Consider the following 14,328-nt stretch of genomic DNA (forward strand, 5'->3'; position numbering starts at 1 on the left):
TCTCTTTGCCCCCTGTTGCCGTCGATGGCGGATCTCATCGTGACGCCGGACGGCGCGTTGCTCGCGGCCGATGTTGAAAACGGCGGGTTTTACATCGGGGGAAGCCCCGACTTGCCTTGCGGATTTCGGCTTGCCCCGATCATCGCGGAAAGAGGCGTTTCAAGAGCAGATGTGTGGGAAGCAGGCCGACAAGCGGCAGAAGCACCATGTAAAGCGCCAGATAAAGGCCGGCCGGCAGGAACAGTTCGGCATCGGGGCCGAGGCCGTGGACCCAGTTGATGTTGTCATCGGGCGACGTCAGCACCCAACTTGCGAGGAGCACGACCCAGGCAAGCAGCGTTTGCGCCCAAAGCGCGCGCCTGTCGTAGCCCTGCGCGATCAGCATCCAGATGATTATGGGTGGCAGGAAGAGATGAAACAACGACAAGCCGCGCAGATAGAGAGGCCCGGTGGGATCGAACATATAGGCCGCCAGTCCGATGAGAGTTCCTCCGGTCAGAAAGTCGAGCGTCCAGGCAAGTTCCAGCGGCAAGACGCCCACTGCCATCATGGAATAGACAAGTCGATTGCCGGTCCATAACGCGATAAGCACCGCGAACAACGCGATATCGGAAAACCACAGGAAGTTGCCCGGTCCATGATCGCGCCAGTAGATGGGCACGAGGATCAAAACGAACAGCGTGTAAGGCAGGCGGATCCAGAGCGGATAAGGGCGGGCGGATTTCATCATCGGCGGTCGTTCGCTCCCATTGTCCCAGCTATCTCGAATGTCCTCCTGGTTCTGGCGCAATGGCCGGGTCGATCATAACGAGGCCAGGTGCCGCTCTGTCGCGCTGGCGGCCACGATTTCCGGCGATGCATCTGTGCGAGAGGCGGGCGCCACTCGCCGCGACGCCCGGCGTCTTTGGACGCTGTCTTCCCATCTCAGCCATCGCCCGTCCGCAAGGGATGCAGCCGCGATCTCTGCGCCATGCTTTGCGTGGCGGCCCGTGCCATATCGAACTTGCTCGTGACAACTGAAGCCGTTCGCGAGGAGAACGGTGCTCTCTTCCCTCTCCCGGGGAACGGCGACCGCCTCCGTCAGACGATCTCCCGGACCACATCTACGCCGATACGCCGGGCGATCTTTCCACCGTCGGGCGTCCCCCGCGCAAGAGCCTTGCCGAGCCGCGCAGCCTGGGAGAGGGTCGCCTTGGGGGGCATCGGGGGCTCGTGGGTATCGACCACGGCCTCGATGACGACCGGGCCTGGCCTGGCTAGCGCCTCCGAAAGCTGCTCCGCGCATTGCCCCGGATCATCTATCGTCACGGCAGGAACGCCAAAGCCCTTGGCGACGGTCGCAAAATCGATCGGCTCCAGTTCGCAGGCATATTCAGGATTGCCCAGAAAGACCATCTGCTCCCATTTGATCTGGCCGAGTGAGTTGTTCTTGATGACGATGATCTTGATATCGAGACCATATTTGACGCAGGTCGCAAGCTCACCGAGCAGCATGGTGAAGGCTCCGTCGCCGACGACCGCGACCACTTGGCGCCCAGGATAGGCGACGGCCGCGGCGATGGCATAGGGAACACCGCATGCCATCGTCGCCAGATTGCCGGAACAGGAGAACTTCATGTCGCCACGCATGGTCACGTGACGCGCGACCCAGGTCGTGATCGTTCCGGAATCGGTGGTGATGATCGCATCGTCCTTCAGCAGCTTGTCCAGTTCATGCGTCACGACCTGCGGTTTCATCGGGATATCGGTCCGTGTTCCCCGGTCTGACATGAGTTCGCGCCACGACTTCATCCCTTCCTGCGCCTGCGTCAGGAAGGATCTGTCCTCCTTGTAATCGAGGCGCGGCAGCAGTGCGTCGATTACACGCGCGCAATCGCCCACGAGTCCGGCTTCCACCGGATAGCGCAAGCCGATGCGCGTCGGATCAAGGTCGATCTGCACCGCCCGCGCCTTTCCGGGCTTCGGATAAAACTCGATATAGGGGAACGAACTGCCAACGATGATGAGCGTGTCACATTCCTCCAGTGCCTCTTGCGAGGGCCTGGTCCCCAGAAGGCCAACCCCGCCTGTCGTATAGGGGCTGTCATCAGGCACCGCCCCCTTGCCGAGCAAGGCTTTGACAACCGGTGCGCCGAGCCGTTCGGCCAGCGCAGCTACCTCGTCACCGGCGCCGATCGCGCCTGCACCTGCGAGAATGCAGATTTTCGAGCCCGAATTGATGATCGCGGCGGCACGGGCCAACTGATCGTCGTTGGGGAGCAGCGCCCCGCGGGCAAAGAGATCCGACACATGATTGGCAACGTTGCGCTCTGAACGGGTATCGTGGTTCACCGCTTCCGACTGCATGTCGACAGGCATGGTTATATGAGCCACGCCGCGTCGCGCCAGCGCGTTGCGGCAGGCGAGCGCGACGACGTTCTCCACATGGGCGCCGCCCATGATGCGCGCATTGTAGACGGCAACATCCATGTACAGCTTGTCGAGTTCGACGTCCTGCTGGGTGTGGGTGGAGATCAGGTCGTGATGCTGCAGACCCGTAATCGCCAGCACAGACGCTCCGTCGAGCTTCGCGTCGTAGAGGCCGTTCAGCAGATGAATACCGCCCGGGCCGGACGTGGCAAGACACACGCCGAGCTTGCCGGTGAACTTGGAATAGGCACAGGCCATGAAGGCCGCGGATTCTTCGTGACGAACCTGGATAAATCGGATCTTGTCCTGCCGTGTGCGCAGCGCTTCTACGATGCCGTTGATGCCGTCCCCGGGAATGCCGAAGATCGTATCCACGCCCCAATCGAGCAGTGTTTCGACAAGAATATCGGAGGCGGTGCTGGTCATCATTGTCTCCCGGCTTCGCGACGTCTGTCTGTGATGGAACCAGAGGGCCGGTGATAGGTTCCCGGCTCTTTCGGGCGTACCCGTCCTGCATCGGCTCTCTGGCCGGTTCTTTCACATTGGCAAAGTTGAAGGCGGTGTCTGTCAGACCGAAATGAGGGAAGGTCTGCGGGAAGTTTTCCGACCCTGACCGCCACCGCAACGGCCGCGATCACGACTGCGGTCAGCACCCATGGCGTGGGCGCATTCGCAACGGTGAAAGACATGCTTCTCCGGCCGAAACAATGCGTCCTAGGCTAATGCCCTCACCGCATCGACAGCCTGTTCAATCTCACCTTCAAGATTGCGGATTGATGGCGTAAGGCGAATGTGCGGCACGGCGTAGGGCGCAACGGAGGCGACGATACCTCTGTCCCTCAGCGCCGACACCGCCTCTCCCGCCGACCAGCCGTCGATGTCGAACGACACGATGCCTGCCGACAGATCCGGGTCCATCGGCGTGCGCACCGTGACGCGGTCGATATTGGCCAGTCCCTCCTTGAGCTGACTGGCAAGGCTGTGCGTGCGTTCTTCTACACGGGCCTTCCCGATGTCGGCATGCAATTCGAACGCCTCTTTCATCGCCCAGCGATGCTCGAACGCCTTGAAGCCGCCCGGCGTCATACGCGCGCCGTTGTTCCCGCCTGCCGGCGCGTTCCGGTCCTGTACCCAGGCGCTGAACGCAGGATCGTCGGTAAAGCTCGGCACCGTGGGTCGCAGCGCGTCCAGCGCCTTGCTGCTGAAGACCGCGATGCCGGTGCCGCGTGGACCGAAAAGCCATTTGTGGCATCCGGCCATCAGCATGTCGCAACCCAGATCCGCGAACGAAACATTCTCGACGCCGAAACCGTGCACGCCATCAACGCCGAGCAGTACATGGTCGTCCGGCTCACGATCCGCATTGATCTCGGCAAGGCCATCGGCGATCGGACGGATGGGTATCCTGAGCCCCGTGCTCGAATGCACCCAGGTCAGCGCGACAAGACGCGTTTGCGGTGTGATGGCATCAAGCACCTTCGATACGATGCTTTCAGCGCTTTCAGCCCGCGCGTCAGCGGCACGTTCAAGAAGCGCGATCGAGCGGACACCTGCGCCGGTTGCAAGCGATTTCAAACGCAGGGATTCATGGGTGACGAAATAGTCCTCGTCCGTCGTCAACAACTCCTGATCGGATCGAATACGGAGCCCGTTATAGGCCAGCCCAACCCCCATCGTGGTGCTGTCCGTCAACGCAACATGAGAGGGATGAACCCCAAGATAATCCGCGGCCGCGCGCCGGCTCGCCTCGGTACGCTCCCCCATGTTTGCCTCAAGATAGGCCACGGTGTCTTCGTCCAGTGCCTGCCGATACCGCTCGATCGCTTCGCGGACCGGACGCGGATGCGAAGACAGCAACATCGCGCTCATATGCACCCTCTCGTGAGACAGATCGAACACATCCCTGACGGCCTGCCAGTCATTGAGTGAGGAAGGGACGCTTTCTTGCGCCAACGAAGTAGTTTTGGCGGCAAGTGCAGCCGGCAGCGCGACCATGAACTGCAACAAGCTCCGGCGTGAAAACATCGGTCGGCTCCCCTTTACATGTGGAATCAGCTAACGAACGGCACGCCGTTGGGTTGCTGGCGACATGAAAGAACGGGCGCGCGTCTTCACCATCGGCTCTAAAATGAGGAGTTCCCTTATGTACAATCCTCCCTCCGGGCATTGCGTGTCTCGCACCAGCGACATGTAGCTTGTCCCGCCTTCAGCGACAAAGCGTTCTGATTTTACCTCACCGAAGGGAATCACGTTGCGCGGAAAGGGTCGCCTCATCCCGCAGGAACAAGTTCGCGACCCACCGGTTGGCAACCGGGCGCGAACAGGAACGGGCGGCGGATGCAGCGGAGCGAGGGGATCATCACGGTCGTGCAGGAGGGGCGCTTTCTGTTGTCGTCCGGCGACAGTCGCGCAACGCTCTTCGTGCTTGCCCCCGATGCCGGCTGGGCGGCGCAGGATCTGTCGGATCTGATCGGCCACCGGGTCGCGGTCGAGCATGAGCCGGGCGAAAGCTCCAAGGTTCGGCGGGCGCGCCGCGTCCTCCCGCTTGGCGGGACCGCGCAGGGTGACGACGCGCCGCGCCCGCCCGGCCTTGCGGCCCATCTCGGGCACTTCCTGCGCAACTGGACACTGCCGCGTCAGGCGACGGGTGAGGATCATCGGGGCCGCGCCGCGCGCACGACCCATTCCCAGGGGCTTCGCCCCCGGCTGGAGGGGGCGGATCGCGTGGGCGCCTCCGTCTGTCCCTATTGTGCGGTCGGATGTTCGACGCTTCTCCATGTGCGGGAGGGGCGCCTTGTCCATGTGGAGGGCAATCCCGAAAGCCCGGTCAACCAGGGCACGCTCTGCCCCAAGGGCGCGGCGCTTTTCGGCCTGCACACGGCGCCGACGCGGCTCGACACGGTCAAGCATCGCGCGCCCTATTCGACGGAATGGCGGGACGTGCCGCTTGAATGGGCGATGGACCGCATCGCCGAACTGACCAAAAAGACCCGGGACGAGACCTTCGTCGAGGCCCTGCCCGACGGCACGCAGGTCAACCACACGCTCGGGATCGCCTCGCTTGGCGGGGCGACGCTCGACAATGAGGAAAACTACCTGATCAAGAAGCTGTTCGGCGGCGGGCTCGGGATGGTCTGGATCGAAAATCAGGCCCGCGTCTGCCATTCGAACTCCGTTCCCTCGCTCGGGTCCTCTTTCGGCCGCGGTTCGGCGACCATGCCGCAATGGGACCTGAAGAACGCGGACGCAGTGCTCATCATGGGCTCGAACATGGCCGAGGCGCATCCCGTCGCCTTCCGCTTTGTCATGCAGGCCAAGGAACGCGGCGCCAAGGTCATCCATGTGGATCCGCGTTTTACCCGCACATCGGCGCTGGCGGACATTTATGCGCCGATCCGCGCCGGCACCGATATCGCCTTTCTGGGCGGCATCATCCGGTATCTTCTGGAAAACGATCTCTGGTGGCGGGACTGGGCGCTTCCCTACACCAATATCGCGACGATCATCTCGGACGAGTTCCGCACCGCCACCGAAAACGACGGCCGGTTCTCGGGCTGGAATGACGGCAAGAACGCCTATGACCAGGACAGCTGGCAATATGACGGGCTGGTCGTGCCCTCGGCGCTGGCGGAACATTACCTCGACACCGCGGAATCCTTTTCCGAGATGACGTCCAGGCTGCATGACCGGCCACCCCATCAGGACCCGAGCCTGCAGCATCCGAACTGCGTCTATCAGATCCTCAGGCGCCAATACGCGTCCTACACGCCGGAAATGGTCGAGCGCGTCACCGGCTGCCCGAAGGACACGTTCCTCCGGATCGCCGAGACGCTGGCGGCCGCCTCGGGCCCGGACAAGACCGGCGCCATCTGCTATGCGGTCGGGTGGAACCATCACACCGTGGGCGTGCAGATGATCCGCACGGCCGCCATCGTGCAATCGCTTCTGGGGAATGTCGGACGGCCCGGCAGCGGCATCCTCGCGCTGCGCGGGCACTGCTCGATCCAGGGCTCGACCGATATCCCGACGCTTTACAACATGCTGCCGTCCTATCTGCCGCAGCCCAATGCCTTCAAGCCGCAGGCAGAGCATCTCGACCAGTTTCTGGATGACGAGACGATCCCGACGGGCTGGTGGAACAACTTCCCCAAATACATCACGAGCCTGCTGCGCGCCTGGTATGGCAATGCAGTCGGGCCAGAAAACGAATGGGGCTACCAGTGGCTTCCCAAGATCGTGGGCGACCATTCGCAGCTTGCCCTGACGCTTGCCATGACCGACGGCATCGTGCGCGGTCTGTTCCTGATGGGACAGAACGTGGTGGTCGGCGGGTCGAATTCGCGGCTGATCCAGCGCGGGCTTTCCAGGCTCGACTGGCTCGTGGTGCGCGACACCGACATGATCGAGAGCGCGAATTTCTGGCAAAAGGGGCATCTGATCCGGGACGGGGAATTGCGGCCCGAGGAGATCGGGACCGAGGTCTTCCTGATGCCTGCCGAGCTCGCCGGCGAAAAGGAAGGCACCTTCACCAATACGCATCGTCTGGTGCAATGGCATGACAAGGTGATCGACGGGCCGGGCGACAGCCGGTCCGAAGCGTGGTTCATGTTCCATCTCGCCCGGCGGCTGAAGGCGCTTTATGCCGACAGCACCGAGCCGCGCGACGAGCCCCTGCGGCACATCACCCTCGATTATCCGGAGGTCAACGCGCGCGGCGATATCGACATCGAGGCGATCCTGCGGGAAATCAGCGGCTACACCTGGCCGGAACGCAAGCAGTTGAGCGACATGAAGGAGCTTGCCGCGGACGGCACCACCGCCTGCGGCTCCTGGCTTTATTGCGGCGCCTTTCCAGATCAGAACCAGACCCGCCGCCGCAATCCGGACGGGCCCGACGGGCCGGGCACGCATCTCGACTGGGCCTTTGCCTGGCCCGCCAACCGCCGGATGCTTTACAACCGCGCCTCGGCCGACCCGTCCGGCAAGCCGTGGTCCGAGAAAAAGCGGCTCGTCTGGTGGGATGAGGCGCAGGGCGAATGGCAATCGACGGATGCGCTCGACTTCGTTCCGGACAAGCATCCGGACTACCGGCCCGACTGGTCGAGTTCGCCCGAAGGAATGGACGCGATCCGGGGCGACGAGCCGTTCCTGATGATGCCGGATGGCCGGGCGGCGATCTTCGTGCCCTCGGGCCTCAAGGACGGGCCGCTGCCGACGCATTACGAGGCGATCGAGAGCCCGACGCATAATCCCCTGCACCGCCAGCAGTCGAACCCGGTTGCCCGGCGATACAAGCGGCCCGACAACCCGCTCCACGATATCGGCGATGCCCGCTTCCCGCATGTGCTGACCACCTATCGCCTGACCGAACATCATTGCGGCGGCACGCCCACGCGCGGGGTGGCACATACGGCGGAACTGCAGCCCGAAGGCTTTGCCGAGCTTCCGCCGGACCTCGCCCACAGGCTCGGCATCGCGACGCGCGACTGGGTGACGATCTCGACCGCGCGCGGCGCCATCGAGACCCGCGCCATGGTGACCGACCGGTTGCGCCCTTTGCAGATCGACGGAAAGACCATCTATCAGGTCGGAATGCCCTGGCATTTCGGATGGGAGGGTGAGGCGATCGGCGACATCGCCAATGTGCTGACGGCCTGTGTCGGCGATCCGAACACCTCGATGCACGAGAACAAGGCGCTGACCTGCGCCATCCGCAAGGGCCGGCTGCGTGCCGGCGGGAGGGCCTGATGTTCGACCAAGACCTTGACCGCACCCCCGGAAGCCCCGTCGACGAGGGGCGCGAGGCGGAGGCGACCGCCGGCACCCGGATCGAGCCGGGGCGGGACTACGGCTTTTTCACCGACACCACGCTTTGCATAGGGTGCAAGGCCTGCGAGGTCGCCTGCAAGGAATGGAATATCCTGCCCGCCGAAGAGGGCGAGATGACCGGCATGTCCTACGACAATACCGGCGGCCTTTCCGCGACGACATGGCGCCATGTCGCCTTTGTCGAGCAGGTGGGCGACGGCCAAAGCCCCGGCTATCCCGACCGCTGGCTGATGATGTCGGATGTCTGCAAGCATTGCGACCCGGCCCCCTGCCTCGAGGCCTGCCCGACCGGCGCCATCTTCCGCACCGAGTTCGACACTGTCGTTGTGCAGCAGGACATCTGCAACGGGTGCGGCTATTGCGTCCCCGCCTGCCCGTTCGGGGTCGTTGCGGTCGATGAGGACGACGGAAAGGCCCATAAATGCACGCTCTGCTATGACCGGATGAAGGGCGGGCTGGAACCCGCCTGCGCCAAGGCCTGCCCCACGGACTCGATCCAGTTCGGCGAGATCGGCGAGCTGACCGCCCGCGCCCGCGACCGCGTGGACGCGCTTCGTTCCCGCGGCATGGATGGCGCCTATCTTTACGGAACGCCCGGTGATCCGGGGGCGAATGCCGGTCTCGACAAGCTCAACGCCTTCTTCCTGCTCGTCGACCGGCCCGAGGTCTACAACCTGCCCGCCGCCCCGACGCGTCCCGCCGACCGCATCGCACCCGCGCTCGGGGCAGGTCTTGCCGCCTTTGCCGGGCTGGCGGCCGCTGCCGCGGCGCTCCTGTTTTCCCAACCCAGGTCACGCCGATGAATTACGACCCGCTTCGCCCCTATGACGGGGAAACCTATCACGGGATGCCCGCCGTCAAGGCGAGCCACTGGGACTGGACGGTGTCCAGCTATATCTTTCTGGCCGGTCTTGGCGGCGGCGCCCAGGCACTGGCGACCATCGCGCACGCGTCCGACCCGGCCCGGTTCGGGCCGATGCGCCGGAACGCGCGCTTTCTCGGCACGCTCGGCTCATCGCTCGGGGCGCTTCTGCTGATCAAGGATCTCAAGACGCCCCGCCGGTTTCACCACATGTTCCGCATCTTCCGGCCTACCTCGCCCATGTCGTTCGGCACCTACATCCTGTCCAAATTCGGTGCCCTTTCGGCTTTCGCGAGCCTGGGGGAGCTTCTGCCCCGCATCCGCCCGCTGCGCCCGCTGACCGAGGCGGCGCAGATGGGGGCTGCCGTGACCGGGACGGGGGCCGCGACCTATACGGCCTCGCTTTTGTCGGCGACATCCAACCCGCATTGGGCCGCCACACCGCGCGCACTCGGCGTCAAGTTCGCCGCATCGTCCATGGCGCTCGCCGCGGCGGCGCTTGCCATGGGCGAACGGATCGCGGGCCGTGACAGGAATGCGCGACCGTTGGAGGCGGTGGCGATGCTTTCGACCCTTGTCCAGTTCATCGCCGGGCTGCGCGCCAAAAAGGGCCGGGACGACAAGGGCGTCGGTCCGGCAATGAAGGACAGCGCGCAAGAGAAGATGCTGACCACGGCCGACACGGTTCTTGCGGGCGCCGTGCCGCTCGGGCTCTACATGCTCAGCCGTGGGGCGGGGGGGCACGCGCGGGGGCTGGCGCTTGCCGCCTCTGCCACCGTTCTGGTCGGCGGGTTTCTGGTCCGCCACGCGACCCTTTACGCCGGGCATGAGGCCGCACGGCGCCCCCGCGCGCATCTTTCGCTGGCGCGACCCGAAAACCTTGGCGGGGACGACCGCGGATGATGATCGACCGGCAGATGCGCGACCACGCGACCCAGGCCATCGAGCGTCTCGATCAGGTCATAGGGCGCGGACCCGACGCCGAGCATGACGAGGTACGCGCCGCGATGGAGGGCGTCGTGGCCTTCCGCAACCGCGCGGTCGAGCGATATCGTACCGGAGAGATCGACCGCGCCTGCCTCGACGCCGCGAACAGCCTGCTCAGCCTCGCCTTCGGGGCAGAGTTTCCCCTGAGCGGTTTTCATGTACACCGGCTGGAACAGACCCGGGACGGCCTCCGCGCGCTGCTGGGTGCTGGCGATACAGAGGTGCGGCAGAACGGGCCCTGAGGCGCGCCAAATCCGTTGCCCGACCAGTTTATTCGTCCCATGCGTCCCGCGCATCGCCCGCCGCGAACACATCCTCGGCAGAGCGGTCGAGCTCCCTCAACCCCGCCGAGAGGGCAAGACCCCAGACAAGATGCGCGGCGATCATCAGAATGTCGCGACGGGGCGGGTGCCGGGACGCGGGACGCAAGATGCGAAATCCCGGAACCCAGCCAAAATAGCTGGCGGCCCAGACCGCCACCCCGTAAAGGGCGCCCGGGCTTTTCCGCCGGGGCAGAAGGGCGTAGAGCGCGCCCGCCGCCGCCCCGTATCCGAAATGCGACAGGACGGTGAGGGCGGGCAATGCCCTTCCGCCGTGGGGAAAGAGCTCCTGATTGATCTCGCGCGGCGGAAGCGGATAGCGGTCGTTCCGGTCGAGATGATGAAACAGATGCCGCATCGCGGCGGTCATCGCCATCGTCGCGGAAAACCCGGCAACGGCCCCGAACACTAGTCTTTGCATGACGTCCTCTTTTTGCTGGGATGGTGCAATGCCGTCGGATCGGCGCCTGCCTTGCGGTCAGTTCGCCAGCCCCTCCCACTCCACCGGGAATTCGGAGCCGCGTTCCTCGACGAACCGGGCGAGGCGATCCAGCGTCACCGGCCCCGGCAGCGGATAGCGCGAAGGAATGTCGCGTTGGATCGCATCCTGATACCGCGCAAGCGCACCGAAGTCGCGCGGGTAGAGATCGGGATCAAAGCCCAGAAACATGCCGCGGCCCGTGGCGCGCGTCTCGATCAGCTGCCGCCAGTTCTCGATGGGCGGCAAGCCGACGCAGTCCACCCCGTGCTGGAACAGCGCCATGTGGATGTCCCTGTAAGGCTCGCTGTTGTCGAGATAGCGTTCCAGCGCCTCGAGCGAGGGCTGCATGTTGAACTTCATCCAGAACGGGACCGAGCCGGTGCGCAGGGCCCAGTGCGGCTCGACCATCAGAAAGCTCTCGACGAAAAGACGTGAGGTGGGGATGCCCCTGTCGCGATAAAGGCTGCGCTGGAATTCGGCGACGAGCGGCGACAGATCCTCGGGTTCCTGCAGGCGAAGTGTGACGATGCGGTATCCCTGTTCCGCCGCAAAGGCCTCGATGTCCTCGCGCAGGGCAGGTTCAAAGCCCCATTCGGCCTCTGGTGCCTCTTGGGTGGGGGCGGGCGGTTCCCATTTGCGGCGGTGGCTGCCGTATTTCTCCAGATATTCCGCGACAGCCGGCGTTCCTTCGAAAAAGTCATTCTCCGCCGCCCCGCCCAATGCGCCGAACTGGTAGAAATAGCGGTCCGCCACTCGCGTCACCGGCCATTTGCGCTGGCAGTCGATCACGATGATCGGATTGCCCGGGGACAGCGTGTCGCGCAGAAACTGCTTGTAGGCCTCGGGCAGGCGCCGCCACTTGATGCGGAAATAGGTCATGGTGTGCAGCATCAGCCGGTCCTGGTTCGGGTCGTGCATATGGTGAAGCTGCAAATCGGGGTTGGCGGCCAGCAGGGCGCGGCCGGCCTCGCGATGGCTTTCAAGGCCGGAAATCGCGTCATCGGGATGGACATCGGTCTGGCGCACAGGCACGAATATCGTCTGCGGCAACCATGGCATCCCCAGCGCCGTGGCCAGATGCGTCAGCGCCCCGTTGGACGATCCGATCATCACGCCCGGGAAGGGACGGCGCGGATAAAGCCCGGCGGCCCATCGCGCGATCCGGTCGCCGTTGACGCCCCCGGTCCTTGCGGGGGAAATGCCCTCGCCCAACCCGCCGCCCGCATAGATCAGTTCCCTGATATTCTCGGGCAGGTATGACGTTGCGGGCAGTACCTTCTTCACGGCGCTGCCAAGCCCCCAGCCGGGGAAGTCCTTGCCCTTGAGCGCCAGCGCTGTTGCCCGCAGGAATCCGGAGGCGGAATCGAAGTTCGAAATGTAGCTTGGCGGCATGGTCCGCATCATGAAACTCCTTTCTCTTCCCCGGCGGCGAGACGCAGGAGGAACGGCGTGGAAATGCGGGTCATTTCAAGCGCCGCGACCGCCACCATCGTATGCGCAGCCCCCGGAACGACCCGCAGTTCAGCCTGTGGCAAAAGCCGCGTGATCTTTTCGGCCCAGGGCTGGCTGACATTCAGATCTTTCGCGCCCCGGATCACCAGTGCGGGCTGCCTGACCAGGGGCAGCTTCTTTTCGACGCGGTCCGCCAGCAGATACTGCGCGGTGCGGAAAGCGCGGCGCGGGCCCGCCTGCAGGTAGTCAATAAACGGCCCGATCCCCACCGAACGTTCACGGTAGGTGTTGAGCGTGTTGGCGATCATCGCGCGCACAGGCCCGCGCAAACGCGGATCGGTCGTCGGCCCCTGCAGGACAAGCCCCTGCACACGGTCGGGGTGGCGCAAGGCGCATTCCACCGCGATCTGGCATCCCAGCGAATTGCCCAGAAGCACCGCCCGGCCGAGGCCGGCCGCGCCGATCCACGCCGCCAGGGCATCGGCAAGCTCGCGGATCGTCAACGCCCGGCGCGGCTTGTCGCTGCGGCCAAAGCCGGGAAGGTCGGGGGCAAAGGTGCTGAACTGCGCACCCAGCCGCTGGATGAGCGGGGTCATGTAGCGGCTGGATACCACCTGCCCGTGGACGCAGACCACGACCGGCGCGGGATGTGCGGGCGCGCAGGACGAACGGCGCGCGTGCATCCGGCGTCCCGCCACCGTCACCCAATGCGAACGGACACCCCTTTCGCGGGTGTCGTCGCGCGGCAGAAGCGATGGAATGCGCATCAGAACCAGGCGTGCCGGTGCCGCGCCGGCCGAAAATGAACCGGAACCGCCCGTTTCCAGCGGGGCTCCGGCGGGGCGGGGCGGGCAATCCGCCATCCGGCATAGGCAAGCGCCACCGCCCCCACGCCGAGAAGTCCGATGCCGATTCCACGGGCGCGCGCGTCCGAGGGTTCATGTCGCCAGTTGCCGCTCACCCCTGTCCATTCCGGCATCGGATCAAGGATGTTCCCGGCACTGGGCGGGGCGGGCGTGTCCCTCAGGTGGTTGCGGTCGACCATCCGCGACATCAGCCGCTCGGTCAGACCGGGGGCGACGGCATGGAATTTTGCCAGCATCCGCCCGGAATTGCCCACGAAGGCCTCGCGCATCGGCCGTTCAGCCATCTGGACGATCGTGGCGGCGCAAAGCTCGGCCGGGTAGATCGGCTCCATCCCCTTTGCGGCGCGGCCGGTGTAATTGGCGGCATGATGAAAAAGCGGCGTGTCGATCGTCGCCGGCAGCACGGTCGAGACATGGATGTCGCGCGCATCCATCAGCTCCATCCGCAGGCTCTCACCCAGGCCCCTTATCGCGTGCTTGGAGGCGACATAGGCGCTGGTATAGGGCTGGCCGACATAGGCGACCATCGAGGCGTTGTTGATCAGCACGCCATGCCCCTGTTCGCGGAATACCGGCAGCACCGCCCGCGCCCCATGGATATACCCGAAAAGGTTGGTCTTGATGACATTGTCATAGACGTCGCGGGGCACCTCTTCGAACCGGCCGAACAGGGCGACGCCGGCGTTGTTCACCCAGACGTCGATCCGGCCGAACTGCTCCGTCGCCGTCCGGCACAGGTGGCGGACCTGATCCTCGTCCCGCACATCGGTCTGGACCACCAGCGCGTTGGCCCCGGCATTGCGACATTCGGTTGCGACCTCTTCCAGCGCTTCCGTCCGCCGCGCCGCCAGAACGACGGTGGCGCCGCGATCCGCAAACATCCGCGCCGCGGCTCGTCCGATCCCGCTCGACGCTCCGGTGAGGACTACGACCGCATCGCTCAGCTTCTGTGGCATCTCGTTCTCCCGTCTGGATTTTTCTCGCTCTCGCAACAGTAGCGACGGGGGAATGTTCCTGAAGGGGTCCGGTTGCGGCGGGCGGCGGGTCCGGAACCACCCCCCGTTGCCGCGCATGGATTTGCGCAGCGCGCCGGGCTAAGCAGGACCAACGGACATCGAGAGG

11 protein-coding genes are annotated in these 14,328 nt (G+C 64.8%); 4 read left to right on the forward strand and 7 right to left on the reverse strand.

Annotation, left to right across the window (positions count from 1 at the left end):
• Positions 1-139: 139 nt before the first annotated feature.
• The 3 genes from ACFSGJ_RS02265 to ACFSGJ_RS02275 form a co-directional block, all read right to left on the reverse strand.
• Positions 140-790, reverse strand: coding sequence for a hypothetical protein (locus ACFSGJ_RS02265; RefSeq protein WP_390259129.1), 651 nt, complete (start codon positions 788-790; stop codon positions 140-142).
• Positions 791-1,080: 290 nt separating this feature from the next.
• Positions 1,081-2,835: a thiamine pyrophosphate-dependent enzyme gene (locus ACFSGJ_RS02270; protein ID WP_390259131.1), complete on the reverse strand. Its 1,755-nt coding sequence runs from the start codon at positions 2,833-2,835 to the stop codon at positions 1,081-1,083.
• Positions 2,836-3,123: 288 nt separating this feature from the next.
• Positions 3,124-4,434 carry an aminotransferase class V-fold PLP-dependent enzyme gene (locus ACFSGJ_RS02275; RefSeq protein ID WP_390259133.1) on the reverse strand — a complete coding sequence of 437 codons (1,311 nt, stop codon included), beginning with the start codon at positions 4,432-4,434 and terminating at the stop codon, positions 3,124-3,126.
• 312 nt (positions 4,435-4,746) lie between these two features.
• Between ACFSGJ_RS02275 and ACFSGJ_RS02280 the strand changes: the two genes are divergently transcribed.
• From ACFSGJ_RS02280 to ACFSGJ_RS02295, 4 genes are read left to right on the forward strand one after another with little or no spacing between them, the layout of a single operon-like run.
• A complete protein-coding gene (locus tag ACFSGJ_RS02280) occupies positions 4,747-8,157 on the forward strand; it encodes a molybdopterin-dependent oxidoreductase (RefSeq protein WP_390259134.1) in 3,411 nt (1,136 codons plus the stop codon).
• Positions 8,157-9,041: a 4Fe-4S dicluster domain-containing protein gene (locus ACFSGJ_RS02285; RefSeq protein ID WP_390259135.1), complete on the forward strand. Its 885-nt coding sequence runs from the start codon at positions 8,157-8,159 to the stop codon at positions 9,039-9,041. The genes ACFSGJ_RS02280 and ACFSGJ_RS02285 overlap by 1 nt, the downstream gene beginning before the upstream one ends.
• Positions 9,038-10,003 (forward strand): NrfD/PsrC family molybdoenzyme membrane anchor subunit, encoded by a 966-nt coding sequence (gene nrfD / locus ACFSGJ_RS02290; protein ID WP_390259137.1) that lies wholly within the window; start codon positions 9,038-9,040, stop codon positions 10,001-10,003. The genes ACFSGJ_RS02285 and nrfD overlap by 4 nt, the downstream gene beginning before the upstream one ends.
• Positions 10,000-10,329 carry a hypothetical protein gene (locus ACFSGJ_RS02295; protein ID WP_390259138.1) on the forward strand — a complete coding sequence of 110 codons (330 nt, stop codon included), beginning with the start codon at positions 10,000-10,002 and terminating at the stop codon, positions 10,327-10,329. Before nrfD ends, ACFSGJ_RS02295 begins: the two co-directional genes overlap by 4 nt.
• 28 nt (positions 10,330-10,357) lie before the next feature.
• On the opposite strand, the gene ACFSGJ_RS02300 is transcribed toward ACFSGJ_RS02295, so the two are convergent.
• From ACFSGJ_RS02300 to ACFSGJ_RS02315, 4 genes are read right to left on the reverse strand one after another with little or no spacing between them, the layout of a single operon-like run.
• Complete coding sequence (locus ACFSGJ_RS02300) at positions 10,358-10,828, reverse strand: hypothetical protein (RefSeq protein WP_390259140.1); 471 nt, start codon at positions 10,826-10,828, stop codon at positions 10,358-10,360.
• A gap of 57 nt (positions 10,829-10,885) precedes the next feature.
• Positions 10,886-12,292: a hypothetical protein gene (locus tag ACFSGJ_RS02305; protein WP_390259142.1), complete on the reverse strand. Its 1,407-nt coding sequence runs from the start codon at positions 12,290-12,292 to the stop codon at positions 10,886-10,888.
• Positions 12,289-13,107 carry an alpha/beta fold hydrolase gene (locus ACFSGJ_RS02310; RefSeq protein ID WP_390259143.1) on the reverse strand — a complete coding sequence of 273 codons (819 nt, stop codon included), beginning with the start codon at positions 13,105-13,107 and terminating at the stop codon, positions 12,289-12,291. Before ACFSGJ_RS02310 ends, ACFSGJ_RS02305 begins: the two co-directional genes overlap by 4 nt.
• Entirely contained in the window at positions 13,107-14,162 is a 1,056-nt protein-coding gene (locus ACFSGJ_RS02315; RefSeq protein WP_390259144.1) for an SDR family oxidoreductase, read from the reverse strand. Before ACFSGJ_RS02315 ends, ACFSGJ_RS02310 begins: the two co-directional genes overlap by 1 nt.
• Between the last annotated feature and the right edge of the window lie 166 nt (positions 14,163-14,328).

Origin of the sequence: Halodurantibacterium flavum (genome assembly GCF_042681825.1) — a bacterium.
Lineage (GTDB): Bacteria > Pseudomonadota > Alphaproteobacteria > Rhodobacterales > Rhodobacteraceae > Halodurantibacterium > Halodurantibacterium flavum.

Coding starts and splice junctions, on each gene's coding strand:
- ACFSGJ_RS02295 (WP_390259138.1), top strand. CDS start 10,000: ATGATGATCGACCGGCAGATGCGCGACCACGCGACCCAGGCCATCGAG.
- ACFSGJ_RS02315 (WP_390259144.1), bottom strand. CDS start 14,162: ATGCCACAGAAGCTGAGCGATGCGGTCGTAGTCCTCACCGGAGCGTCG.
- ACFSGJ_RS02285 (WP_390259135.1), top strand. CDS start 8,157: ATGTTCGACCAAGACCTTGACCGCACCCCCGGAAGCCCCGTCGACGAG.
- ACFSGJ_RS02275 (WP_390259133.1), bottom strand. CDS start 4,434: ATGTTTTCACGCCGGAGCTTGTTGCAGTTCATGGTCGCGCTGCCGGCT.
- ACFSGJ_RS02280 (WP_390259134.1), top strand. CDS start 4,747: ATGCAGCGGAGCGAGGGGATCATCACGGTCGTGCAGGAGGGGCGCTTT.
- ACFSGJ_RS02300 (WP_390259140.1), bottom strand. CDS start 10,828: ATGCAAAGACTAGTGTTCGGGGCCGTTGCCGGGTTTTCCGCGACGATG.
- ACFSGJ_RS02310 (WP_390259143.1), bottom strand. CDS start 13,107: ATGCGCATTCCATCGCTTCTGCCGCGCGACGACACCCGCGAAAGGGGT.
- nrfD (WP_390259137.1), top strand. CDS start 9,038: ATGAATTACGACCCGCTTCGCCCCTATGACGGGGAAACCTATCACGGG.
- ACFSGJ_RS02305 (WP_390259142.1), bottom strand. CDS start 12,292: ATGATGCGGACCATGCCGCCAAGCTACATTTCGAACTTCGATTCCGCC.
- ACFSGJ_RS02270 (WP_390259131.1), bottom strand. CDS start 2,835: ATGACCAGCACCGCCTCCGATATTCTTGTCGAAACACTGCTCGATTGG.